The following is a 25,817-nucleotide window of genomic DNA, read 5'->3' as shown; positions in this document are numbered from 1 at the left end:
CGTGTAACATTTGAAATCACAAAGAAAATTTATGAATTCATGACGGCTTGCTCATTTCGAAAGCCATCAATGATCATTTTGTGTTCAGAACCAACACAAAAGAAGTTAACGCCAAGCTCTTTCCAGTGACGAGCCGCTTGAGCATTTGCGACAAACATACCAACGGGCTTGTTAACTTGCTGAGCTGCTTTGATTATTTTTATGCTCGCTTCTCGCACGCATTCATCATTCACACTTTCAGCACCGTAAGACACCGCTAAGTCTACTTGGCCAATGAACAGGGCATCTATGCCTTCCACTTTTGCGATTGATTCAGCATTTACCACACCTTCTGGATCTTCAATTTGCGCAATCACTACCGTGTTGTTCTGGCTGTCTTTCAGGTGGTAGGCCATTGGTTTGGTTGCGTATTTTGCTGCGCGGCTTGAGCCTGCATAGCCTCGGCCACCTTCACCATAATGGGACATCTTCACCAGTTTTTCTGCTTGATCGGCGCTGCATACGTGAGGGATCTGGATTCCTGTCGCACCGCAATCTAACGCATTCAATATGGTCGACGGCTGGCTATCTTGAACTCGAACTACGCAAGGGAGTTGATTCGCGCGTGCAGCAAGAATACAGCTATCCAGTGTCGATCTATCAAAAGGGGCGTGTTCCGCGTCTAGCACAATGAAAGGGAGTTCTGCCAACGCAAGCACTTCAATGATGTGTGGGTGAGGGGTTTTAACGAAAGTGCCAAGTAGCTCGGTGTTGTTCAGTGTGTTCTTAAAGTTATCCATTACTTTCTATTCTCCATTACTTTTTTGTTCTCTTTTGCAAAGGTATGCAAAATTTAACATGTGTTGTTGTAAAAAAAGAGTAAAAACAATGTGATCAATGCAACATAAATTGATTGTATTTTAATCCATTAGGTATCGTATCTGACCGTTTTTAAATGATTTTTATCTTTAAAACAATGAGTTGCATTTAATTTTTTAAGTCGAGAAATGAATTTGCCAAGTGTTAAAAAAATGTTTATGTTTATTTTGCATTCGTATCCAAAAGTATACAAAACAAAAAATAAACTCTGTTAAAACTACACATAAGCAAACACTAGGCATACGCCACAAGGAGAATTAAGCATGGCTCGCATTCTAAAACACGGCATCACTGAAGAAGCATCAGCATCAAACAACGCGCAAGTACGTCAAACGGTTGAGAACATTCTTTCTGACATCGAAAAGAAAGGTGACAGTGCAGTACGTGAGCTTTCAGAAAAATTTGATAACTGGTCTCCGGAGCAGTTTCGCTTAACAGATGACCAAATTCAGGCATGTGTGGACGCATTGGACGAATCTACTAAGCACGACATTGAATTTGCACAAACCCAAGTTCGCAACTTCGCTCAGATCCAACGTGACTCAATGCATGATGTAGAAGTAGAAACCATGCCTGGTGTTGTACTGGGCCACAAAAACGTGCCAGTAAACAGTGTTGGTTGTTACATCCCAGGTGGTAAATACCCATTGGTTGCATCAGCGCACATGAGTGTTCTTACTGCAAAAGTGGCTGGCGTGAAGCGTGTGATTGCTTGTGCTCCTCCTTTTAATGGCCAACCAAATGTTGCGATTGTCGCGGCAATGGCAATGGCTGGTGCGGATGAGATTTACTGTTTTGGTGGCGTACAAGCGGTGGGTGCGATGGCGCTTGGTACAGAAACGATTGCTCCAGTAGATATGATTGTGGGCCCGGGTAACGCATTTGTTGCAGAGGCAAAACGTCAGCTGTTTGGTCGTGTTGGTATCGATTTGTTTGCTGGCCCAACAGAAACGCTAGTGATTGCTGATGAAGAGGGATGTGATCCTGAATTAGCGGCAGCGGACTTACTTGGTCAAGCTGAGCACGGTTACAACTCTCCAGCGGTACTGCTAACGAATAGCGAAACTTTTGCTAAAGAGACAGTAAAAGAAATTGAGCGTCAGCTAACGATTCTTCCTACTGCTGAAGTAGCTGGTAAGGCTTGGGAAAACTACGGTCAGGTTATTGTTTGTGACAGCTACGAAGAGATGGTTGAAGTAGCTGATGATATTGCGTCTGAACACGTACAAGTAATGACAAAAGATCCTAAGTACTTCCTAGATAACATGACTAACTACGGCGCGTTGTTCTTAGGTCGTGAGACAAACGTTTCTTACGGCGACAAATGTATCGGTACTAACCATACACTGCCAACAAACAAAGCAGCGCGCTACACCGGCGGTCTGTGGGTTGGTAAATTCATCAAGACATGTACTTACCAGCGTGTGACAGAAGCGGCTTCGCTAAAAGTCGGTGAGTACTGTTCACGTCTATGTGCACTAGAAGGCTTCGCTGGCCACAAAGAGCAAGCAGACATCCGCGTTCGTCGCTACAAAGAAAAATCGGTAGAGGCATAACATGACCAAACTCGCCTTAGTTACAGGCGGCAGTGGCGGCATCGGTGCCGCCATATGTCACAAATTAGCGCAATCTGGCTATCGCGTTGTCTTTACCTACAACAGCAATGAGGTTGCAGCTCAACAGATCTTGGACAGCTTACAAGGTTCTGGTCATGCCATGTATCAACTGAATGTCGAAGACAGCTCTGCGATTCGCGCATTAGCAGAACAAGTTAAAGAGTCGTCGGATTCATTAGACTTGCTAGTGAACTGTGCAGGTATGACAAAGTTTGTCGCGCACAATGATTTAGAGTCGTTGAATGATGAGCTGATAGACAAGATTTTCCGCGTCAATGTTCGAGCTCCATTTGCGATGGTTCGCGCGTTTGAGCCGTTACTTCGCAGCGCTAAGGGGTGCGTAGTGAACATCACCTCGATTGCAGCACAAACCGCAATGGGCAGCAATGTGGCGTATTGTGCGAGTAAATCAGCGGTTGAAAACATGACACGTTCATTAGGCCGTGCTTTATCTCCAGATATCCGAGTACTCGCTGTTGCTCCTGGCTTAGTGGATACCGAATTTGTCAAAGGCTTAGACGATGAATGGCGCAATGCACAAGAGCAGTCGACACCGCTTAAACGACTAGCGAGTGACGAAGAAGTTGCCAACGCCGTTTATGCAGCTGCAGAGCTACTGACATTTTCAACCGGTAACACCATCGCAGTCGATGGTGGAAGACCGCTAGGTTAGGTAAGAAGGAATTTAGAATGACTCTACAAACTACAATAAATAACAATCTCGTTCGTTACATGGAGCTTATCCCAGGCACCAGTGCTTTCATTGATGCACGTACTCCGGGAAGCGACCTAAAAGACAACTTCTGTATCATTGGTGCTGGTGTGGCTGAAAGCAGCCGTCAGCATGTTCATATTCGTGAAACAGCAGGCTTTAACATTGGCGCAGCCGGTCAGCCTCCAGGCATCAAGAACTCTCTGCACTCTCATCATACTGCTGAGCTATTCGTGGTTTTCAAAGGTCAGTTTAGATTCTACTGGGGTAACGAAGGTGAACACGAAGCCGTATTGTCGCACGGTGATGTTATCTCGATTCCGACTAACCTGTTCCGAGGCTTTGAGGTGGTAGGGCGTGATTACGGCTTTATGTACTCTGTGTTAGGTGGTGACAACTCTGGCGGTGGCGTGGTTTGGCACCCAAGCGTGATTACAGACAGCCAAGGCTACGGTTTATACCTAAAAGCTGACGGCACGCTAGTTGATACGATTGACGGTGATGCTGTGCCAAATCAATCGGATCTGATGCCACTGTTATCGGAAGCAGAGCTGAGCAAGTTCGATACCTACACAGCCGAGCAGATGATGCCTTTCGTTGCATTGAAAAAGGATTACCGAGAAATCTCAGGTGATTTTGACAAGCCCGGCGTTAAACAGTTTGCATTAACGGGTCACCCGTCTGCGAGCTATGACTTCCAAGTTAAAAGCGTGGATGACGTGAGTATCATGGCGTACGAGTTAACGGAAGGGGCGAGTATTCCCGTTCACCAACGTGACGAAAAGCAGGTGTTGATTAACTTTGAAGGCGATACTTTGCTTAACCTGGTGAAAGATGGCGAACAAGCTCAATTGGTGTTGACGACTGGCGATGTATTCAGTGTACCAGCAGGCGCATCGTACAGCCTTGAAAACCTAAGAGGTACTAGCTTCACCTACGTAGTATTGGGTTCTGACCAACCACAAACACTGCAGGATAATTAATGATGAAACCAGAAGTACCACTGTTATGGTTACCTGGTTTGTTATGTGATGAAGCGTTGTTTCAAGACGTCAATAAAGAGCTGCCCGATTGGGTGGCTCCTTTTACTTGTGACTTGGGAACCGACACATCCATGCAAGCCTTAGCGAGTAAAGTGCTAGAGAACGCCCCGGAAAGTTTCGTGCTTGGCGGTTTATCTATGGGCGGCATTCTTGCGTTTGAAGTCTTTCGACAGGCGCCACAACGCGTGAAAGGCTTGATCTTAATGAACACCAATTCTGCAGATGAAAAGCCAGAAGTGTCTGATAAAAGAAACGCCTTGGTTGATAAAGCAAAAGCAGGGGAGTTTGAGTCAATAACGCCTGATATTCTAATGCCAGTGCTTATTCATCCGAGCCAGTTGGCGAATCAAGAGCTGACTCAAAGAATCACGCAAATGGCGAACAATATTGGCGTTGAAAGGTTTGAGGCTCACGCTCAAGCGTTGGCGATCCGTCCTGATGCGAGACCACTACTGGCCGATATTCAGGTTCCTACGTTGATCATTACAGGTAAAGATGACCTGTTATGTCCAATCGATAATCACCTGTTAATGGCAAAACATATCAAGCAGGTATCGCTTCACGTCATTCCTGATTGCGGACACTTATCGACAATGGAGCACCCAAAGATCGTTGCGCAGCATATTCGTAGTTGGTTTGAAGCCAGTCAGCTGTGATTCTTTATCGTGAGCTGAAGAAGCCACTTTTCATGCCGTGTATGCAATATAAAGTGCAGTGCGCTTTATATTGCACTTGTCACCATGTTTGCCATTACACTGCCACTTACCTAAGCACTAAAAGCTATCGCTGACTTACAAGCTGCTTCCTATCTGCTTCGCCACAAACTCTACAAATCTATCCCTGAGTGGGTTTTCACTCTCTCCATTCCATATTAATCCGACAGGCCAAGTGGCGTGTTTACCTTGTAACGCAATGAACTCAACCTTGGTGTTGCTAATGTACTGTGCGCTGCTTGGTACTATGGTGAAGCCGATATTGGCTGACACTAACGCCAGCAGGGTAAGAATGTCGTCGGCTTCTTGTGTCTTGGATAGGTCGATATTATTGGCGAGGCAATATTGTTGGATCTGCTTGTCTAGTCCGGGTCCACGGTGCTGAGCCAACTTTAGATAAGGCCATTTGGGTAATTCCGACAGAAGCTGGCCTTTATTTGGCGTTTGCTTGAGAAGGTCTTTGTGTACAGCAATCACAAGCGAATCATTGAATAGGGTTAGACTTTCTAAATCGGAAGAGTCGGGGATTCGATTGAAGCTGATATCGAGTTCGTGGCTCAACAGATCATCTTTTTGCTGCTTGGAGGGGGTGTCATTTAAGGTGATGTGAACATCTGGGTGCTGTTGTTTATAAGCCGCAATCAACTTGGGCGCTTCATGGTATGTAGACACACCAAAGCCGATGTTCAAGTGCCCTTGAGTTCCATTCACTACGGAGCCTGAAAGCTGTTCAAACGCTTGCATTGAATGAACTAAACGCTGGGCTTCTACTAACAAGGTCTTGCCTGCATGTGTCAGCTCTGCGCCGTTCCTGCCGCGAGAAAACAGATTCGCTCCTATATTCGATTCGAGTCGTTGAATCTTTTTGGTGAGGGCCGACTGAGTAATGCAGAGCTGCCCTGATGCCAAACGGTAGTTGCCCGATTTAGCCAACTGACAAAATGCCTTCAGTAAATCAAATTCCATTCCAAATGCTCATTGAACTGTGAATACCTTTCATTATATGGAATTGATTCGATTTTTTATACTGAGTTCATACAAAATCAGTACAGCGGAATTTGAGGACGAATAATGAAAAGAGACATCAAAGTAGCGTCGGTTCAGTTTAACCACCGTGCAGGCGATAAGGTGTATAACTTGTCGGTGATAGAACAATATGTTCAACAAGCTGCGGAGAGCTGTGTGGAGATCATTAGCTTCCCAGAGATGTGCATCACAGGGTATTGGCATGTGTCTGAATTATCACGAGGCGAGATAGAAGCTCTCGCAGAACCAGTCCCGAATGGCGAGTCGACTCAAAAGCTTGTTTCGCTAGCAACACAATTTGGAATGAGTGTTGGTGCTGGTTTGATAGAGCAGGGGACGGATGGCGAGCTATACAACACCTATGTATTTGCCATGCCCAATGGTGAGTTACAGAAGCACCGTAAACTGCACACCTTCGTTAGCCCATACATGAGCAGTGGCGACCAATTCACGGTATTCGATACACCTCATGGCTGTAAAATCGGTATCTTGATTTGCTGGGATAACAACTTGGTTGAGAACGTACGAATCACTGCGTTGAAAGGTGCCGATATACTGATTGCGCCACATCAAACGGGCGGTTGCCATTCACGTAGCCCAAATGCCATGAAACGAATCGACCCAGAGTTATGGTTTAACCGAGATGAAAACCCGGAAGCGATTCGCGCTGAAATGCAGGGCAAGAACGGCCGCGAGTGGCTAATGCGTTGGTTGCCCGCAAGAGCGCACGACAACGGTATGTTTGTGATGTTCAGCAACGGCGTCGGCGTTGATATGGACGAAGTCAGAACTGGCAATGCGATGATCTTAAGCCCTTATGGTGAAATCATCACAGAGACGGACAGCGTTGATAACGACATTGTAATTGCAGAGCTAAAAGCCGAAGAGTTGGAGATGTGTACCGGAAGGCGTTGGATTCGCGGTCGTAAGCCGGAGTTATATCATTCGCTGACGCAGCCGTTAGGTCATGAACTGGACCCACACCAAGCGCGTTTTGCAGAGAAATAATGTTGTAAGCGCTGCTGAAAAAGGATGTATTGGAAACGGTCAAAAGGATGGGGAAGTTGAAAGAGAAGTGAGGGTTATTGATGTAGTCTACCCACTTAAACTGTTTTTAAGTGGGTAGACTATTTACACACTAAGCACTAAGCACTAAGCACTAAGCATCTAGCACCAGCATCTAAGCTCTACTCTCAGTGACGAGTGCGAGAAGACGTCAGTTCTGATGCACGAAGCTGAGCGACAGCTTTCGCCAGCTCCAGTTGAGCTTGTGCAAAGTTGATGTCGACATTGCCTTTGTTGATGTTCTCTAGGGCTGCGTATTTCGCTTCTTCCGCGCGAGCACGGTCAATGTCTTTACCATGCAAGGCCGTATCGGCTAACACGGTTACCACATCTGGTTGCACTTCGACCATACCACCAGAGATGTACAGTACTTGCTCCTCGGCTTTAAGGTCGGTAACGAACACAGACACGCCCGGTTTTATCTTACTCAGAAGAGGGGAGTGGCCTGGGCGAATCCCCAGTTCACCGTCTGCTCCAGAAATAGCTAGGGCATGTGCCGGCCCTGAAAACAGTGTACCTTCCGCACTTACGATATTAAGTTGAAATGTATTGCCTGTAACTCCAATAGCCATGATGCACCTACCTTTTTAGAGTGATTTTGCTTTGTTAAGCACTTCGTCGATAGAACCACAGTACAAGAATGCTTGTTCTGGAATATCGTCGTATTCGCCGCCTAGCAGGCCTTTAAAGCCTCTCAGTGTTTCACTTAGCGGTACAAATACACCTTTCTGACCAGTAAATACTTCTGCTACGTGGTAAGGCTGAGTTAAGAAACGTTCAATCTTACGAGCGCGAGATACGATCTGCTTATCTTCCGTTGAAAGTTCATCCATACCAAGAATCGCGATGATGTCTTTAAGCTCTTTATAACGTTGCAGCGTGGTTTGAACCGTTTGTGCAATGTCGTAGTGTTCTTGACCAACCACGAGAGGATCCAGTTGACGAGAGGTCGAATCCAATGGGTCAATCGCAGGGTATAGACCCAATGCAGCGATGTTACGAGACAGTACAACGGTTGCATCTAAGTGAGCAAAGGTTGTTGCTGGCGATGGATCCGTCAAGTCATCCGCAGGTACATATACCGCTTGGATAGACGTGATAGAACCTTGTCGGGTTGATGTGATACGTTCTTGCAGAACACCCATCTCTTCGGCAAGTGTTGGTTGGTAACCTACTGCTGAAGGCATACGACCTAACAGTGCAGATACCTCTGTTCCCGCAAGTGTGTAACGGTAGATGTTATCAATGAACAACAATACGTCACGACCTTCATCACGGAAGCGTTCAGCCATAGTAAGGCCAGTCAGTGCAACACGTAGACGGTTTCCTGGTGGCTCGTTCATTTGGCCGTAAACCATGGCAACTTTGTCTAGTACGCCAGCTTCTTTCATCTCGTAGTAAAAATCGTTACCTTCACGAGTACGTTCACCAACACCGGTAAATACAGAAAGACCTGAGTGAACTTTAGCGATGTTGTTGATAAGCTCCATCATGTTGACGGTTTTACCTACACCCGCACCACCGAATAGACCGATTTTACCACCCTTAGCGAATGGACAAATAAGGTCGATAACCTTAACACCTGTCTCTAGAAGCTCTGTGCTGTTGGCTTGCTCTTCATAAGAGGGCGCTTCACGGTGAATTTCGTAACTCTCTTTCTGGCCGATCTCACCGCACTCATCGATAGGTTGACCAAGCACGTTCATGATACGGCCTAGTGTTTCTTCGCCCACAGGGACTGTGATTGGAGAGCCTGTATTTTCAACGGTTAGACCACGGCGCAAGCCATCAGATGTACCCATTGCAATACAGCGCACGATGTTGCCGCCAAGTTGTTGCTGAACTTCCAATACTAGCGAGCTTGCTTCGTCGCTGGTGACTTTCAATGCATCATAAACGCGAGGGCTGTTGCCGCCGCTGAATTCGACGTCAACTACCGCGCCGATTACTTTTACTATTTTTCCAACACTCATCTCTAAATCCTCAAATTCTGTTCTGACCCACTCTTTGCTGCCCTTAGACAGCTTGAGCGCCTGAGACTATTTCACTCAGTTCTTGGGTAATGGCAGCCTGTCTCGCTTTGTTGTACACCAATTGCAAATCATCAATGAGTTGGCCTGCGTTGTCGGTCGCCGCTTTCATGGCTACCATTCGGGCTGCTTGCTCACAGGCAATGCTCTCTACGATGCCTTGGTACACTTGCGATTCAATGTATCGATGTAACAGCTCAGAGAGGATGTCTCTTGGCGCTTGTTCATAGATGTAATCCCAACGACGCGCTTTCCTTGCCTCACCATCAGCCTCTGTGTCAGAAGGGTGGGGGAGCAACTGCAAAGCCGTGGGTGCTTGAACCATGGTGTTCACGAACTGGTTGTAAACGAGAAATAAACTGTCGATCTTTTCTTCGTCGTAATGCTCCAGCATCGCATTCACTGTGCCTAAGATGTCTTCCAATTTAGGCGCGTCACCAAGGCCTGACGTTTGCGCGATAACATTGCCGCTGCGTTGGAAAAACGAGATGGCTTTCGAACCGATTAGAGTGGTTTCTACCTCTACACCCTTGGCCTGCCATTGCTCCATCTCTTCCAACACTTTCTTGAACAGGTTTGAGTTCAAGCCACCACATAAGCCTCTGTCAGACGAAATAATGATGTAAGCAACGCGTTTTGGTTCACGCTGTTGAAGATAGGGGTGCTGGTATTCCAATGACCCCGATGCGACGTGAGAGATAACTTTGCGCATGTTCTCGGCATAGGGACGCGTTAACGTCATGTTGTCCTGAACCTTACGCATCTTACTTGCCGCAACCATCTCCATTGCACTGGTGATTTTCTGAGTGTTACTAACACTGCCTATCTTGGTGCGAATTTCTTTAGTATTTGCCATTATCTGCTCCTAATTTGTTTTGATTTCCAGCCAACAAACCGGAGCGTTTACCAAGCTTTCAACGCTACAAAGTCACCAAGCAGTTTTGCAAGTGCACGGTCGATCTCATCGTTGTAGTCACCGTTCGCATTGATGGTGTCGAACAACTCTGGGTTCTGAGCTTGTGCGTAAGCAATTAACTCTTCTTCGAAGCGCGCCACTTTGTGCAACTCTACGTCAGCCAAATAGCCTTTTTCTGCTGCGTAGATAACCGTTGCTTGCTCAGCGACAGACATTGGAGAGTATTGTTTTTGCTTCATCAGCTCGGTTACACGTTCACCATGGTCAAGCTGTTTACGTGTCATCTCATCTAGGTCAGAAGAGAACTGAGCGAACGCAGCTAGCTCACGGTATTGAGCCAATGACGTACGGATACCGCCCGACAATTTCTTGATGATTTTGCACTGTGCTGCACCACCCACACGAGATACCGAGATACCTGGGTCAACAGCAGGACGTAAGCCTGAGTTGAATAGTTGGGTTTGAAGGAAAACCTGACCGTCGGTGATTGAGATTACATTGGTTGGTACAAACGCAGACACGTCACCCGCTTGTGTTTCAATGATAGGCAGCGCGGTTAGTGAGCCTGTTTGGCCTTTCACTTCACCGTTAGTGAACTTCTCTACATACTCTGCGTTCACTCGTGCTGCACGTTCTAAAAGGCGTGAGTGAAGGTAAAATACGTCGCCAGGGAAGGCTTCACGACCCGGTGGGCGTTTCAGTAGCAATGAGATTTGACGGTAAGCAACCGCTTGTTTTGATAGGTCATCGTAGATGATCAGTGCATCTTCACCGCGGTCACGGAAGTATTCACCCATTGTGCAACCCGCATAAGGGGCTAGATATTGAAGCGCGGCAGACTCTGAAGCTGACGCCACAACAACAATGGTGTTTTTAAGTGCATCGTGGTCTTCGAGTTTACGAACCACGTTAGCGATCGTTGACGCTTTTTGGCCAATCGCAACATAAACACATTTAATGCCAGAATCTTTTTGGTTGATGATGGCGTCGATTGCTAATGCCGTTTTACCTGTCTGACGGTCACCAATGATCAGTTCACGTTGACCACGACCGATAGGCACCATGGTATCTACCGCTTTGTAGCCAGTCTGAATAGGCTGGTCTACAGACTTACGTTCAATTACGCCTGGGGCAATCACTTCTACTGGGTCAAGACGGTCACAGCTTACTGGGCCTTTACCATCGATGGGTTCGCCTAGTGTGTTCACGACACGACCAAGGAGCCCATTACCTACTGGTACTTCCAAGATACGCCCCGTACCTTTTACTTTCATACCTTCAGATAGGTCAGTGTAGGGGCCCATAACAACGGCGCCGACTGAGTGAGTATCTAGGTTAAGTGCGAGTGCATACTTGGCACCCGGTAGCTCAATCATCTCACCTTGCATTACATCTGCTAGGCCATTAATGGTGATGATACCGTCACGAACCGATACGATGGTGCCTTCATTGCGAGCTTCGGTGCTCACATTAAACTTCGCGATGCGATTTTTTATTAGATCGCTGATTTCATTAGAATTTAATTGCATAATTGTTACCTATCTCGCGTGAAGCTGATTAGCTAATCGGTTAATTGATGTATTTAAAGAACCATCGATAACGGTTTCACCCGCTTTGATAACAATCCCGCCAACCAGCGTGTCATCAATAACCTGTTCCATTTCAACTTGACGCTCTAATTTCTTCTCAAGTGCAGCCGTTAGGGAGATAACCTGATCTTGTGTAAGCAATTCTGAACTGGTGACAGTGACAGGAATTACACGTTCATGTTCGTCCTTTAGATCGCTGAACAAGTTAAACAGGTCTCTTATCACTGCAAGACGGCCATTCTCAGCCAAGACTCGAACAAGATTAATGACATGGTCATCAACGAGTCCTTGGCAAATATGAATGAAGAGATTGGCCAGTTCTTCAGAGTCAGTGCGAGAGCCTTCTGCTGAAGAGATCTGCTTAGCGATCGTTTCTTCTTCCGCTACCGTCACAAGAATCGACAGCATTGAGTGCCACTCTTGCAACTTGTTTTCACCTAAAGCAAAGTCGAACGATGCCTTGGCGTAGGGATGAGCAATATTGGTGTAATCTGACATATTGCCTCCGTTTAGAGTTCGCTAATCAATTGATCAACTAACGCTCGGTTCGTTTCAGAATCTAGGTTTTTGCTAATCAGTTTTTGTGCACTTTGAATAACAGCGTCTGCCATGTCCGCCTGAAGCTCACGGCGTAACTTTTGACGTTCGCCTTCGAGTTCAGCTCTACCTTGTTCTAAGATGCGTGCCTTCTCTTGCTCGGCTTCTTCGTGAGCTAAGCTGATGATTTCGTTGCGGCGCTTTTTGCCTTGTTCAATCAGTTCAGTCACGTTTCTTTTTGCATCTTCGACGAGTTGTGCGCCATTCGATTTCGCTAGTTCTAGCTCTTTCGCAGCATTCTCTGAGTGGCGTAAACCGTCAGCGATTTCTTTTTGGCGCTCGTCTAACATCGCGGTGAGAGGGGGCCATACATATTTCATGCACAGCCAAACAAAAATCACGAATGATATTGCTTGTCCAAACATGCTTGCATTTAAGTTCATACCTTCCTCGCTAAATCTTGATTATTTACAAATCGATCTTTTCAAAGCTATTTAATTAAGCCACGGCAAAGATGATGTATAGACCGATACCAACACCGATCATCGGTACAGCATCCACAAGGCCCATCATGATGAAGAATTGAGTACGAAGCATTGGAGTAAGATCCGGTTGACGTGCAACACCTTCAAGGTATTTACCTGCTAAGTTACCAATACCAGATGCCGCACCCGCTGCACCTAAACCGATCAGTAATGCACCTGCTACATATAAAACTGCGCTTACGATATCCATTTGTATCTCCGATAAATAATTTGTTAGTTAATTTTTTAGTTATTAATTAATGGTGTTCTTCTGTTGCCATTGCTAAATAAACAACGGTCAGTACCATAAATATAAATGCTTGTAAGAATACGATTAATATGTGGAATAATGCCCATGGAACACTTAGTGCCCATTGCATCCACCATGGCATTAATGCAATTAGGATGAATATCATCTCGCCTGCATACATGTTTCCGAATAATCGTAAGCCTAGTGATATTGGTTTTGAAATTAATGTGATTAATTCAAGAACAAAGTTAACAGGATATAAAAGAGGGTTATCAAATGGCTGAGTAGTAAGCTCTTTGATAAAGCCTTTCAAACCTTTATTTTTTAACGTATAGGTTAACAGTAAAATAAACACACCGAGTGCCATCGACATTGGGATATTTACATCCGCTGTCGGTAAGTCTCTAAAGTGTTCAAGGCCGATTACTCGAGTTAACCCTGGTATTAAATCAATAGGTAATAAATCAACCGCGTTCATTAACAACACCCAAACAAAAGTGGTTAATGCCAGTGGCCCTATTAATTTATCTTCCGCTTGAAAAATCTCTTTGACTAGGTTGTTAACAAAATCAAAGATGAGTTCGATAAAACATTGAAAACGACCTGGAACACCGCTGGTACCTTTGGTCACGACATATCGAAACGCCCCAATGAACAGTAAACCTGTAATCCAAGATACCAACATCGAGTCAATGTTGAACGCCCAGAAACCATCACCAGTAGTTAAGAAGGTTAAGTGATGCTCTATGTATTCGTGAGCGGTAGTTACTTGATCCATACTACGCGTACTCCGATCTATTAGAGGCAGTAATAAATGGTGTTAAGAAGTACCCAATCATTGTGAAAATGTACGCGTATAATATTACTGGGTTATCCAATTTGAAAAACTGGAATGCCAATATAAACATTAAGAACGTATAAGTTATTTTCACGACACGACTCATTTGCATTAAGTCACGTAAACTATAATTAGGATTCTTACGCACCTTTAGGCTTGCATATATAAATCCAAACAGCGGAGGTAACATCGCAATTCCGATGCCCAAAGCTGAAGATTCCATATCTACTTTATTACCAAAAAACACTTCATATAAAACTACACCGATGGCTAATACTATTTGGCAGAGAACAACTCTTTTAGCGGCAACAAGGATGTCGCTACTTATCCCATTAAGCCTCATAATAAAACCTTATGTTAAACAGTGTAAGTTAATATAAAACACAGTTTAAATTTAACTTGTTACTACATTTCACTTGTTAATAACACTTGATTTGCTTTTAAGAAAAACCCTTGCTGGTTTTATATCTCCCTGACGAAATGAAACGGACATAAACTAATTCGTTATCGCTTCGACAAAATATAAATTACGCCTAAAATTATGTGATCAAAACGACAAATATCGACATCAATAATTCCATTTTTGAAAGATGTGTTTTTCATTTATGAAAGTAATAATTCAATAACTTTATTCATGAAAATTTTAGATGCTTTATTTTCAGTAAAAATAGATGTTTTTTATAAAAAATAAAGAGGTTAATTTGGCAAGTTACGATCTTATCAATTAAGACTATTCAAACACTTAGCTTCATTTCTAAGTTAATTGTTTAACGCTATCCGACAAGGGGAGAAAGGCACTTTTAGTTGTCGATAAAGGCACTCGTTTGTTGAGTGATTTATCTATACGGCGTTCTCTATCTTAAAGTGATTATTTTTAAAAATAGTTTGCCACGATGTCACTTTTGACGTCTTTCAGGCATTACGGAACGAATAAATCAGCACTTAAGATGAATATTATGGGAGTAATTCAGCCCTAAACATGGATGTAAAGAGCTGAAGGGCTTGGAAAAATCTGAAGGTTAGGGCAAAAAGCTCTGAATATAAGGTCAAATTATTGGGATTAGAGGCGGAATTTCTTGATGTGCTCTTCTGTTAACGGTTCTGTTAGCGACTCTATCAGCAGCTTTATAAGAGAGAGAACACACTCTATTACTCTTCTTCATAGCTCAGATATTGAATACACAAATCGTGGAAGGCTTGAGCTTGGGGCGAAATCGTACGATCAGACAGTCTAAAAATACCGATCTGACGCTGTAACGGCGGGTCAATCAACGGAATCCACACTAAACGAGTCTCATTGGTTGGGAAGGCCAGCTTTGGCAGCGTGGTTACGCCTATCCCAAGTTCTAATACAGAAAATAACGAAGTGATGTTCTCTACTGAATAGAGCGCTTGTTCGCTGAGCATGCGTGCAGGTGTTGGGTCAAGTAAGGTACAAGTTCCGTTGCGAATGAAGGGTTGTTTTAACAAAGTTTGCCATTCGATTCCTTCTAACTGAGAGGCGATAGGGTTGTCTCTGAGGCAGACCACACCAATAGGATCGGAGAGTAATGGCGTGAAATCGATGCTCTCTTCTTCTAAATGGGAGCTATTCCCGAGGGCAACATCCACTTCTCCTGAGAGTAATCTTGCCTCTACACCAGCCGCATTATCATCAATCAAACTCACTTCGACATTCGGGTACTGCTCACAAAAAGCCCCTAAAACACTAGGGATTAATTTTGCCGCGACCGATGGCACGCTCGCTATTCGAACTCTTCCTTGTTGTCCTGCCGCGGCTGCGCGCAGGTCATTGTCTAACGCTTTGTAAACATTAAGGAACTGAATGATTTTTGGAAGACATATTTCTCCGAAGGGAGTCAGTGTTGATTTGTTGCCTGTTTCAAACAGTGGTTGGCCGAGTATTTTTTCCAACTCTTTTATCGATGTAGAAAGTGCCGCTTGCGAGCGATTTGCTCGGTGAGATGCTGCTCGAAATCCGCCTTCTTCGACCACTAAAACAAAATGTTTTAACTGTTGTAGCTTAATACTCATGGCACTGATCCTTCTCTAGCCCTTGCTATACCTTACTTTTTGAAAGGTGATAGGTTTTATTTATCAAATGCACAAAATTTACCGTTAGATTTATCAGTCGTCAAGGTGCAGTATTTAACCATCTTGAAACATAGTTGTTACAAAGTTGGATGGAATCGTGAACGCACAAACTAAAAAACACCCAGTAAAAACCGCTCTTTTTGCTTCAAAAGCACCACTAGAGTGGGCAATCGTAAATAACGGCACTCTATACACCGCGCAGATTCCAATTGATGAAACGGGCGCAGTAGTAGAAGGCGGTATCGAAGCGCAAACGCGTCAGACTTTTAACAACCTTGTTCATACGTTGGAGTGTGCAGGCGAATCGATGGATTCTGTGCTGCAAGTTCTGATTTACGTGACAGACCGTGAATACCTAAAAACGGTCAACAGCGTATACGGAGAATACTTCAATGCACCTTATCCAAACCGTGCAGCGGTCGTTGTTGCAGGGTTAGCAAGAGAAGAGATGCTGGTCGAGTTCGTGGTTTATGCATCGGCGTCTCAACCTGAATAATTCGACTGTGAACTAAGGCTATTTGCGGATCAAAACTCTTTTGAATTAAAGCGGTTTATTGATACAAGCGATCGGGTTCACTTTAGATACAAAAAGTACGACTTATTTTAGCAATTAATTACCTGAATATTAACAGTTTATTAATTAACCAGATGGTTGCCAGACTCAACCGCAACCTAACCGTTACAAGGACAGAATGATGACTCAATTACAGAATGTTCAAGCAGAAAACGCACTTTACATTGGCGGCGAATGGCAAGCGGGTGTAAGCACCGTTGCGAACATTAACCCATCAGATATTTCTGAAAACATCGGTAACTTTGCACAAGCAAGTGCTGAACAAGTTCAACAAGCGATTTCAGCGGCGAAGCACGCTCAACCAGAGTGGGAAAAAACGCCGATTGAACGCAAGCAAGCGGTTCTTCAAGCGATTGGTGATGAGCTGATTGCACGTTGCGATGAGCTAGGCACGCTTCTTTCTCGTGAAGAAGGTAAGCCTTTTGCTGAAGGTCGTGGTGAGATTTACCGTGCAGGTCAGTTCTTCCAATACTTTGCGGCTGAAGTGCTTCGTCAGATTGGCGACAACGCTGATTCAGTACGCCCAGGCGTTTCTGTTGAAGTGACTCGTGAAGCGGTAGGCGTTATCGGCATCATCTCTCCTTGGAACTTCCCGACAGCAACGGCTGCTTGGAAAATTGCTCCAGCACTGGCTTTCGGTAACAGCGTTATCTGGAAACCTGCAAACCTAACACCAGCAAGTGCGGTTGCGCTTACAGAGATCATCCACCGTCAAGGTATCCCTGCAGGTACGTTTAACCTTGTACTAGGTAGCGGTTCAACGGTAGGTGATGCACTGATCAACTCTAAAGAAGTGAACGGTGTGAGCTTTACCGGTTCTGTTGATACGGGTCGTAAGGTTGCGGCTGCTACAGCGCCAAACTTCGTTCGTTGCCAACTGGAAATGGGCAGTAAGAACGCGCTTGTTATTGCTGACGATGCAGACATCCAAACTGCGGTTGACGCAACGATTGCAGGTTCGTTCTCGGGTGCTGGTCAAAAATGTACAGCGTCTTCTCGCCTTGTGGTTATGGATAGCATTCACGACCAATACGTTGAAGCACTAATCAAACGTATGAGTGAGCTGAAAGTGGGACACGCACTAGAAGAAGGCGTGTTCATGGGCCCTGTTGTGGATGGCAACCAACTTGAAGCAAACCTAGGTTGGGTTGAGAAAGCACGTCAAAGCGGCGGTGAGCTGGCATTTGGTGGCGAACGCTTGAGCATGAAGCACGAAGGTTTCTACATGTCTCCAACATTGTTCTTGAACACTAAGAACGATTGGGAAGTGAACCAAGAAGAAGTGTTTGCACCAATGGCAAGCGTGATTCGTGTCGCTGACCTAGAAGAAGCAATTGCGACAACTAACGATACTCGCTTCGGTCTAACGGGCGGCATCATTACTCAGAGCCTGCGTACTAGCGTGATGTTCAAGCAACAAGCGCAAACAGGTTGTGTGATGGTGAACCTACCAACAGCAGGCACGGATTACCACGTACCGTTTGGTGGTCGTAAAGAGTCTAGCTTCGGTCCTCGTGAGCAAGGTCAATACGCGAAAGAGTTCTACACAGTGGTTAAGACGGCTTACCAGCGTCCTTACTAATCCACTTTCTGTATAAGAATTGGATAGTTGGAGAATTTAATCCCTAGCTATCCAGCTATCGAATTGGCCTGATTCACAGAGTCAGGCCAACATTCAAACCAAAGCAGTAAATGAACTTAGATAAGTGATTTAACCCATTTTTGAAAACATGTTATTTGAGCGTGTTTTCAAAACCGAGCTAGAACACTGAGCTTTCAATAGGAGTGGTTATGTACCAGCAACGGATTGTTATAGATGGATTGCAATACTGCAATTGGAACAGAGAATATTTCCAAACACTAAAGGCGAGCGGCATTACAGCAGTTCACGCTACCGCGGTTTACCACGAGACAGCTCGTGAAACCTTATCTCGCTTTGCAGAGTGGAACTTAAGATTCGAGCAGAACGCAGACCTTATCATGCCGATTCACTCAATGGCTGATGTTGAGACTGCAAAAGCGACCGGTAAAGTCGGTATTTTCCTTGGTGCTCAAAACTGTTCTCCAATCGACGATGAGATTGGTCTTATCGAAGTGATGCGTAAGCAAGGTCTTTTGATCATGCAACTGACGTACAACAACCAGAGCTTATTGGCGACAGGTTGCTACGAGAAGAACGACACCGGTATTACTCGCTTTGGTAAACAAGCCATCGAAGAGATGAACCGAGTGGGTATGATCATCGATATGTCTCACAGTGCCGAGCGCTCAACACTTGAAGCAATTGACTTGTCTTCTCGTCCTATTTGTATCAGCCATGCGAACCCAACGTTTGCTCATGATGCACTACGAAATAAATCAAACGATGTCATTAAAGCCCTAACCGCACGCGGTGGCTTAATCGGATTCAGCTTATACCCATTCCACCTACCAAACGGCAGCCAATGTACGTTGGAAGACTTCTGCCAGATGGTTGCGACTACTGCTGACATGGTCGGCGTAGAGCACCTCGGTATTGGTAGTGACCTATGCTTAAACCAACCTCAAGCCGTTCTTGAATGGATGAGAAATGGTCGTTGGTCTAAAGCAATGGACTACGGCGAAGGCTCTGCGAACAACTCAGGTTGGCCAGATGCGTTGCCTTGGTTCTGCGGTAGTGCGGGTATGGAAAACATATATAACGGATTGATGCGTCATGGTTTCAGCGAGTCTGAAGCCGGGCAAGTCTTGGGAGAAAACTGGTTTAACTTCTTGAAAGATGGCCTAGAGCCTCAAGGCAAGGGTTAACGGTTTCTCGCGAGCCATCATCGAATTAGCAGCCTTGTAACAAACGTTCAATGAGCAAGTGCTGCTTAAACCAATTTCACTATTCAAAAGGAACAACGGTCTATTTCGCAACGCGGTAACCCAAACATGGATTAGCCTGCCCAACACAAAAAACAATAGGGCAGGTGTTAAATACACCCTTGTAGTCATCATTCAAATGACAGCTGCAAAGAAACCTCTGGAGTCAGAGTATGTCTGATTTAACCAATAGCGTGAAATCTTCTAGCTTAAATGCGGGTCAAGCACACACAACAATTAATGCAAAAAGCAACACAAACGAGTCTGAGTCTACGTCAGACAAATTAGGACTATCCAACCCAGCACTTTGGTACAGCGGCGGTTTTATCGCTCTGTTCGTGGCACTTGCTCTATTTGATGGCGAGCTGTTATCAAGCCTAGTAAATTCGGGCTTTGCATGGTCTGTAAAAGTATTCGGTCCTTACTGGCAAATGCTTCTTCTTCTGACTTTTCTTATTGGTCTTGGCTTGGCGGCAGGGCGAACAGGCAAGGTTATTCTGGGCGGCATCGCTAAACCTGAAATGGACGGCTTCCGTTGGATGGCGATCATCTTCTGTACGCTACTGGCGGGTGGCGGTGTATTTTGGGCAGCAGCAGAGCCTATCGCTCACTACGTTAGCCCACCACCATTGTACGGCGCACAAGAAAACGCACAGCAAGGCGCGGTGAATGCGTTATCGCAATCCTTCATGCACTGGGGTTTCTTAGCATGGGCCATTGTAGGTAGCTTAACGTCTATCGTGGTTATGCACCTTCACTACGACAAAGGCTTACCGCTTAAACCTCGTATTCTGCTTTATCCAGTGTTAGGCGAGCGTGCACTGAAAGGTCACACAGGCGCACTGATTGATGCATGTTGTATTGTCGCAGTAGCGGCGGGCACCATTGGTCCTATCGGGTTTTTAGGCTTGCAAGTGAGCTACGCACTGAACGCACTGTTTGATATTCCAGATGGGTTCACGACGCAGCTGATCATCATCCTGTTCGCTATCGTTCTATACACATTATCGGCATTAAGTGGTCTTAACCGCGGAATGCAGATGCTGAGCCGTTACAACGTAATTTTGGCGATGGCATTGATGGTCTACATCCTTATCTTCGGCCCAACAAACTTTATCTTCAATGGCTACATTCAAGGTGTAGGTAGCATGATTGATAACTTCATCCCAATGGCGACTTATCGTGGTGACGAAGGTTGGTTGAGCTGGTGGACCGTATTCTTCTGGGGTTGGTTCCTAGGTTACGGCCCTATGATGGCAATCTTCATCGCTCGTATCTCACGTGGCCGTAGTATTCGCCAATTGGTATCAACCATTAGCCTGATTGCACCGTTTGTTACTTGCTTCTGGTTTACGATTGTTGGTGGCTCTGGCCTTGCGTTCGAAATCGCTGATCCAGGCAGTGTGAGTAAAGCGTTTGAAGGCTTTAACTTACCAGGCGCGCTACTGGCGGTAACGCAGCAGCTACCGTTGCCGATGCTTATCTCTATTTTGTTCTTGATCTTAACCACGATCTTCATCGTAACGACCGGTGACTCAATGACTTACACCATCAGTGTGGTGATCAGTGGTGAGACAGAACCAAATGCAATTATTCGTACCTTCTGGGGTGTGATGATGGGGGTAACAGCGTTAATTCTGATTTCCCTGGGTTCTGGCGGTATTTCTGCGCTGCAATCCTTCATTGTTATCACGGCGGTACCGGTGTCCTTAATCTTGCTGCCATCGCTCTGGAATGCGCCTCAAATCGCAATCAAGATGGCGAAAGAGCAAGGTTTATAAAGAGAAAGCACCATAAAGATATTGATTTAAACAGCAACAAACCAGCCTTCGGAAGAAGGCTGAAGCAAAAACTCCGAAAGGAAGAGCAAAAATCGTACTGATGAAGATACATCGGACGGCAACTATTTAGGTCAATCGATCTAGTCAGGACAAACAATAATGGGTGAGTTCGCTTACTCCAAATAACGTGAAAGCTAACCAACTTACTGTCGCAATACATGCTTCAAATGACGGCAACGATCGGTTCTGAATGGCTAGCAAAACCCTTATAACTACAAAGGTGGTGAGCAAAATGGATGCACATCGTTCTACCTACACTGAATCAGCACTACGTGACGCAACGGTCGTCATGGCACCGGAAAGACTGGGCGCTATGCACCAAACACGCATCAGCTTCGTAAGAACTCTGATTCGTAAAATGGCGCAACAGCAATGGAAAGTGACTAAGCATGAGTGGCAACTAGACGCTCAAGGTTTTGGTCATGTTATCTATAAGCTAGAGACGCCAAATCATGTTTATCATTTGGTTGTTTTCTGCGATGAAATTGCAGACGATGAACGAAATGACCGTGTAATTGCTGAAAAGTGGGACGTAACGTTTGCTCTTGTTCTTGGTGATGTTGATGTCACCCTACTTGAGAGACTTCGTGCGAATGTACCGCTACAAGAAGCAGGCCGTAACCCTAACAATGTGCTTGTTTTAGCACGTGCCAACAAAAGTGTACGTGTGTTTGAACATATTGTTAGTCACTTGGCTAAAGGTGTTCAACCAACGCCAAAAGAGCTAGCGGAAGTTGGCTACATCCTACGAACCACAGCGGTTTATGGTAATGGTAAGTTTGGTATTGCTGATTTCAAAATCTTGGAAAAGAACCCAGATTTTAATCAGTCGTTCAGTGCTCAAATGTGTGCCGTGTATATGCTGCGTGAGTTCAGCCTAGATTGGGTTCACTATCTAGCGGAGCAACAAGGCGGTGAACAAGCGATTACCTTACACAGAGGCTTACAACGCTACCTAGGTGTGGGTAATGCTACTGGTTTAGGTATGGCACCATATCTGATTAACCACCCAAGTATTGTCGATCAATGGATGACAACCCGTGAACATGCACTAGGTGACGTATTAGCTAATCACACGGATACCGCATTGATTGAACCATTACGTACATTAGTTAAAAAAGCGATTTGTCATTTAGAACAAGTCGTTACCATCAATGAAAACCAGCAAGAGCTGAATAAAGCCGCTGTGGATGAGTTGAAACACGCAGAGCAATCGTTAGAAGAGTCTGTCAGCCAATGTGATACGTGGGCGCAGTTAGTTGAACAATCTAAGCACATGAGTATGGAAGCCCAAGAAATCCTTATTTCATGCTTGATGGAATTGTACCCAGAATTAGTGGACGTCCATCAAGAGCAAATGAATTGCAGCGAAACACTGTCGCTTCCTAGTGGTAAAAAGATTCAAGACCTTCTTGTTGTATTAGAAGAAAAGTACCGTTGGGCGATCACGACCGACTTTACCAAAGCAGAGAACAACTACTGGTTCTGGTATCGCTCTCAAGACAAAGAAGAGCCAAGGCTTGGAGTGCGAGGCGAGGAGCTAGGTGAAGAACGTGAACTGCCGTTGGATATAGGCCGTCAAGCTTACCGTTTGTACCATGCTTTACTGCAGTTTGCGCCAGAGCTTTCATTGGCTGAGTTCCTTGTTAAACAACCTCAATACCGTGCGATAGCTCGTCGTGTATGGACGCTAGGCAACAAAGCGATGGGCGATATTCAAATGAATGTGCTGCACCAAGACTCACCACCAATGCATTTACTGCGCTGTAAGCTTGCGATGTTTGGTGCGACTAAGTTTGATCCTCGCTCAGACCGTTGGGTACGAGTGACGTTTTTCCAAGGTGCGCCGCTGCTTGATGAAATTCATCAGGACGAATGGGTGTTCCCAGTCTTACCAAGTGAAGCGGAGATCGCTGACTCACAAAAAGCTACTACACATATCAACGCTCAACATGGAGGTAAATCGTTATGATCGTTTCTCACAATGAACTGGTAGCGGCCGTCAATAAAGCCTTTCTGGGTATGCGTCGCACATGTGGTGAAGCCGATGTGATAGCGAACATGGTGGCAGATTTGCAAATGGTGGGTTTGGATGGTGTTCGTCATTTTAACAATGCAAGCAACTTCATTGGGCTAGAAGACGATTGCCCAGTCGATATTAAAGTGCTTAGTGATAACACGGTTGAAGTTGACCTGCATAAGGCAAGTTTGGCGTGCCACCTTCCAGTGGTGATGGATTACGCGATTGAAAAAATGGTTGGCAAGAAGACACTGAAAATTGAGCTCACCAACTGTCATAACCGCTGGCTAGCGTACAGCGAGCTTGTGAAACTTGCGGCGAAGGGCATCGCGTGTACTGCACGTTGGGACAACGGCTCCAACCCTAAGAGCACCCTGTATGTGCTTAACCGCGGTTGCGTTGCACCAGAACTCTTTTTATCAGATTTGCCTCTGGCATCGGACGATCATATCCACAATATGACCCTCGAGCTTTCCGTCCAGGATTTCGATATCGAACGTTTGTCAGATGGCTACCAAACACACATTGAATCGGAAGCGCTTTTTAAAACTCAAGAGAAGGCGTGGAACGAGGGCATTGAAGTTGATGAAGCAGAGTGGGGCGCATTGAAAGAAACCGCGACGGCCATTCTTGTCGAAAGCAGCCAACGTTCGATTCAAGGTGCTGGTGAGCTAACGACTTCTTAGCTTAGTACTTATTGCTTAGTCCATCGATAGCACTCTCTATAACAGATAAAACCAAAGAGCTTAACGTATCCTCACCTCGTTAAGCTCTTATTATTTGTGTCCCATTTATATTTTTCCCCTCTATAGGTCACACCTTAAACTCTCTGTTTTGACACAAGTTGTTACGCGTTGAAGGTAAATTAAGCAATTAGATGAAGCACCTTCACTATCATGTTAAACAAACGGTTTCTTTTACAAGCCACTATGCGTATCTTGCTAACTAAGGTGTCAACGGGCGCCATTTTTATTCGTACCGATGACATTAGAATCAGATAAAAAAGGAATGAAGCGTGCAAGCTAACTTTATTGATGGAACCACCCTATATCGTCAGCACTCTTTTGAGTTGCCACTGGATTACCAAGCAAAAGATGGACAACAGATCCAAGTCTTCGCACGTGAGCTGGTTGATCTCGCTAAAGATGCGCAAGAGCTGCCGTGGTTGATCTACTTTCAAGGTGGCCCAGGTTTTCCTTCTCCACGTGTCAGCGGTCAATCCGGGTGGCTAAAGCGTGCATTGCAAAACTACCGTGTTCTGCTTCTTGATCAACGTGGTACCGGCAACAGCACGGTGATCAGCCACGAAACTTTGGCTCATTTATCTCCTGAACAACAAGCTGAATACCTAACGCATTTCAGAGCTGATAACATCGTTCGTGACGCGGAAGCGATTCGTGAGCAGTTCGGTGTTAAGCAATGGTCGACGATTGGCCAGAGCTTTGGTGGCTTTTGCACCTTGAGCTACTTGTCGCTGTTCCCACAAAGCCTACAGCGCTGCTATGTAACAGGCGGTATACCTTCTATCGAACGCGAAGCTGATGATGTGTATCGAGCAACCTATAAGCGTGTAGAAGACAAAAACAGAGCCTTCTTTGCTCAGTTCCCACAAGCGCAAGCTATGTGTCGTGAGATCTCTGATTACCTGCTTAACAACGATGTGAGACTGCCAAATGGTCAAGTATTTACAGTTGAACAGTTCCAGTTGATTGGTATTAACCTTGGTGGCGGTGAAGCAAACCTTCCTATGTACTTCACACTAGAGAGTGCGTTTGTTGAAGTAAACGGTAACAAGCAGTTGAGCTACAGCTTCCTAAATCAAATGCAACAAGAGCAGGGATACCTAACGAATCCTATCTACGCGATTCTGCATGAATCGATTTACTGCCAAGGCACAGCGTCTAGCTGGTCTGCACATCGAGTACGTGAGCAGTACCCGCACTTCAACTACCAATCGGGCAGTGAGTTCTGGTTTACTGGAGAGATGGTTTATCCGTGGATGTTCGACCAACTAGAAACGCTGAAGCCACTACGTGAAGCAGCGAACATGCTGGCAGAAAAATCGGACTGGGGCACTTTGTACAACGCAGAGCAGCTGAGTAAGAATACAGTGCCAATGGCGTGTGCAGTATACGCGGATGATATGTACGTTGAGCTGAATTACAGCCGTGAAACACTGGCGAATATTCCAAACTCGAAAGCGTGGATTACCAATGAATATGAACACAATGGTTTGCGAGTAGACGGCGAAAGAATTGTCGATAAATTGATGAAGATGGTTGAAGCAATAGAAAACCTACCAAAATAAACGGTTGTTACTCGTTAGAAACAAGAAAACGCTGCATCCGTGCAGCGTTTTTTTTATGTCATCAAACTCTGTTTTTACTCAGTATCGTATTGATTACTAAAGCAAGTAAAACAGAGAGCTTAAGAACCGGGAGGGATAGTTCCTAAACTCATTATGGTTGGATGACGATATCTTGATTTTCAGTGGTCGATAAGCTGGCGCGGTTCTGTTTGATAAGTTGAGCCGCATAAGAGGGAGTCACAGCTTGAATTTCGCCTTTCGAACGAATAGTTAGTGCTTCCCACGCATGATCACGATATTTGCCTGTTTGTGTATATTCAATTAGTACTCTCATGATTCTTCCATCCAATGTGTGGTTAACGTGCTACTAACATTAGCGCTATTGTTGAGGTTGCACACCTGTTAAAAGTGAAACATAA

The 25,817-nt window shown here is 45.2% G+C and carries 24 protein-coding genes and 1 pseudogene; 12 read left to right on the top strand and 13 right to left on the bottom strand.

The window, feature by feature from the left end:
* Positions 1-29: 29 nt before the first annotated feature.
* Entirely contained in the window at positions 30-779 is a 750-nt protein-coding gene (locus tag ITG10_RS23830) for an aldolase/citrate lyase family protein (RefSeq protein ID WP_017631602.1), read from the bottom strand.
* Between the two features lie 342 nt (positions 780-1,121).
* On the opposite strand from ITG10_RS23830, the gene hisD reads away from it, so the two are divergent.
* Genes hisD through ITG10_RS23810 form a run of 4 tightly spaced genes read left to right on the top strand, consistent with a single transcriptional unit; the run spans position 1,122 to position 4,885 of the window.
* Positions 1,122-2,414: a histidinol dehydrogenase gene (gene hisD, locus ITG10_RS23825; protein ID WP_017631601.1), complete on the top strand. Its 1,293-nt coding sequence runs from the start codon at positions 1,122-1,124 to the stop codon at positions 2,412-2,414.
* 1 nt (position 2,415) lies between these two features.
* Positions 2,416-3,147, top strand: a complete 732-nt coding sequence (locus ITG10_RS23820) for an SDR family oxidoreductase (protein WP_017631600.1) — start codon at positions 2,416-2,418, stop codon at positions 3,145-3,147.
* A 17-nt stretch (positions 3,148-3,164) separates the two neighbouring features.
* Positions 3,165-4,169 carry a cupin gene (locus ITG10_RS23815; RefSeq protein ID WP_017631599.1) on the top strand — a complete coding sequence of 335 codons (1,005 nt, stop codon included), beginning with the start codon at positions 3,165-3,167 and terminating at the stop codon, positions 4,167-4,169.
* Positions 4,169-4,885, top strand: coding sequence for an alpha/beta hydrolase (locus ITG10_RS23810; RefSeq protein WP_017631598.1), 717 nt, complete (start codon positions 4,169-4,171; stop codon positions 4,883-4,885). Before ITG10_RS23815 ends, ITG10_RS23810 begins: the two co-directional genes overlap by 1 nt.
* A gap of 135 nt (positions 4,886-5,020) precedes the next feature.
* Here the strand turns inward: ITG10_RS23810 and ITG10_RS23805 are convergent, their stop codons facing one another.
* Positions 5,021-5,908, bottom strand: coding sequence for a LysR family transcriptional regulator (locus tag ITG10_RS23805; RefSeq protein WP_017631597.1), 888 nt, complete (start codon positions 5,906-5,908; stop codon positions 5,021-5,023).
* Positions 5,909-6,013: 105 nt separating this feature from the next.
* On the opposite strand from ITG10_RS23805, the gene ITG10_RS23800 reads away from it, so the two are divergent.
* Positions 6,014-6,976: a nitrilase family protein gene (locus ITG10_RS23800; protein ID WP_017631596.1), complete on the top strand. Its 963-nt coding sequence runs from the start codon at positions 6,014-6,016 to the stop codon at positions 6,974-6,976.
* 185 nt (positions 6,977-7,161) lie between these two features.
* On the opposite strand, the gene ITG10_RS23795 is transcribed toward ITG10_RS23800, so the two are convergent.
* The 10 genes from ITG10_RS23795 to ITG10_RS23750 form a co-directional block, all read right to left on the bottom strand.
* On the bottom strand, positions 7,162-7,605 hold the full coding sequence (locus tag ITG10_RS23795; protein WP_010429133.1) for a F0F1 ATP synthase subunit epsilon: 444 nt from the start codon (positions 7,603-7,605) through the stop codon (positions 7,162-7,164).
* 15 nt (positions 7,606-7,620) lie between these two features.
* On the bottom strand, positions 7,621-9,006 hold the full coding sequence (atpD, locus tag ITG10_RS23790; RefSeq protein WP_248386958.1) for a F0F1 ATP synthase subunit beta: 1,386 nt from the start codon (positions 9,004-9,006) through the stop codon (positions 7,621-7,623).
* Between the two features lie 43 nt (positions 9,007-9,049).
* A complete protein-coding gene (gene atpG, locus ITG10_RS23785) occupies positions 9,050-9,919 on the bottom strand; it encodes a F0F1 ATP synthase subunit gamma (protein WP_017632738.1) in 870 nt (289 codons plus the stop codon).
* A 47-nt stretch (positions 9,920-9,966) separates the two neighbouring features.
* A complete protein-coding gene (atpA, locus tag ITG10_RS23780) occupies positions 9,967-11,508 on the bottom strand; it encodes a F0F1 ATP synthase subunit alpha (protein ID WP_017632739.1) in 1,542 nt (513 codons plus the stop codon).
* 9 nt (positions 11,509-11,517) lie between these two features.
* Complete coding sequence (locus ITG10_RS23775; RefSeq protein WP_017632740.1) at positions 11,518-12,066, bottom strand: F0F1 ATP synthase subunit delta; 549 nt, start codon at positions 12,064-12,066, stop codon at positions 11,518-11,520.
* 11 nt (positions 12,067-12,077) lie between these two features.
* Positions 12,078-12,548: a F0F1 ATP synthase subunit B gene (locus ITG10_RS23770; RefSeq protein WP_017632741.1), complete on the bottom strand. Its 471-nt coding sequence runs from the start codon at positions 12,546-12,548 to the stop codon at positions 12,078-12,080.
* A gap of 55 nt (positions 12,549-12,603) precedes the next feature.
* Positions 12,604-12,840, bottom strand: coding sequence for a F0F1 ATP synthase subunit C (atpE, locus tag ITG10_RS23765; protein WP_004730405.1), 237 nt, complete (start codon positions 12,838-12,840; stop codon positions 12,604-12,606).
* Between the two features lie 46 nt (positions 12,841-12,886).
* Positions 12,887-13,657, bottom strand: coding sequence for a F0F1 ATP synthase subunit A (gene atpB, locus ITG10_RS23760; protein WP_017632742.1), 771 nt, complete (start codon positions 13,655-13,657; stop codon positions 12,887-12,889).
* A gap of 1 nt (position 13,658) precedes the next feature.
* On the bottom strand, positions 13,659-14,060 hold the full coding sequence (locus ITG10_RS23755; RefSeq protein WP_017632743.1) for a hypothetical protein: 402 nt from the start codon (positions 14,058-14,060) through the stop codon (positions 13,659-13,661).
* An 806-nt stretch (positions 14,061-14,866) separates the two neighbouring features.
* On the bottom strand, positions 14,867-15,751 hold the full coding sequence (locus tag ITG10_RS23750) for a LysR family transcriptional regulator (RefSeq protein WP_017632750.1): 885 nt from the start codon (positions 15,749-15,751) through the stop codon (positions 14,867-14,869).
* Positions 15,752-15,908: 157 nt separating this feature from the next.
* On the opposite strand from ITG10_RS23750, the gene ITG10_RS23745 reads away from it, so the two are divergent.
* The 7 genes and pseudogenes from ITG10_RS23745 to ITG10_RS23715 all read left to right on the top strand — a co-directional run bounded on the left by ITG10_RS23745 (position 15,909) and on the right by ITG10_RS23715 (position 25,398).
* On the top strand, positions 15,909-16,307 hold the full coding sequence (locus ITG10_RS23745) for a RidA family protein (protein ID WP_004741170.1): 399 nt from the start codon (positions 15,909-15,911) through the stop codon (positions 16,305-16,307).
* A gap of 199 nt (positions 16,308-16,506) precedes the next feature.
* The gene (locus tag ITG10_RS23740; RefSeq protein ID WP_017632749.1) at positions 16,507-17,967 is read left to right on the top strand and encodes an aldehyde dehydrogenase family protein; all 1,461 of its coding nucleotides are present in this window, start codon (positions 16,507-16,509) and stop codon (positions 17,965-17,967) included.
* A gap of 209 nt (positions 17,968-18,176) precedes the next feature.
* Positions 18,177-19,172: a membrane dipeptidase gene (locus ITG10_RS23735; RefSeq protein ID WP_017632748.1), complete on the top strand. Its 996-nt coding sequence runs from the start codon at positions 18,177-18,179 to the stop codon at positions 19,170-19,172.
* Positions 19,173-19,402: 230 nt separating this feature from the next.
* Positions 19,403-21,010: a BCCT family transporter gene (locus ITG10_RS23730; protein WP_017632746.1), complete on the top strand. Its 1,608-nt coding sequence runs from the start codon at positions 19,403-19,405 to the stop codon at positions 21,008-21,010.
* Positions 21,011-21,237: 227 nt separating this feature from the next.
* A pseudogene (locus ITG10_RS23725) lies at positions 21,238-23,042 on the top strand (hypothetical protein).
* The gene (locus ITG10_RS23720) at positions 23,039-23,776 is read left to right on the top strand and encodes a DUF3726 domain-containing protein (RefSeq protein ID WP_017632744.1); all 738 of its coding nucleotides are present in this window, start codon (positions 23,039-23,041) and stop codon (positions 23,774-23,776) included. The pseudogene ITG10_RS23725 and the gene ITG10_RS23720 overlap by 4 nt, the downstream one beginning before the upstream one ends.
* A gap of 329 nt (positions 23,777-24,105) precedes the next feature.
* Entirely contained in the window at positions 24,106-25,398 is a 1,293-nt protein-coding gene (locus tag ITG10_RS23715) for an alpha/beta fold hydrolase (protein WP_248386957.1), read from the top strand.
* A gap of 151 nt (positions 25,399-25,549) precedes the next feature.
* On the opposite strand, the gene ITG10_RS23710 is transcribed toward ITG10_RS23715, so the two are convergent.
* Positions 25,550-25,732 carry a hypothetical protein gene (locus tag ITG10_RS23710; RefSeq protein ID WP_017632710.1) on the bottom strand — a complete coding sequence of 61 codons (183 nt, stop codon included), beginning with the start codon at positions 25,730-25,732 and terminating at the stop codon, positions 25,550-25,552.
* Positions 25,733-25,817: the final 85 nt, after the last annotated feature.

It is taken from the genome of Vibrio sp. ED004, assembly GCF_023206395.1.
GTDB lineage: Bacteria > Pseudomonadota > Gammaproteobacteria > Enterobacterales > Vibrionaceae > Vibrio.
Note: the sequence above shows the minus strand (reverse complement) of the source record. Positions and strands in the feature narration are given on the sequence as shown.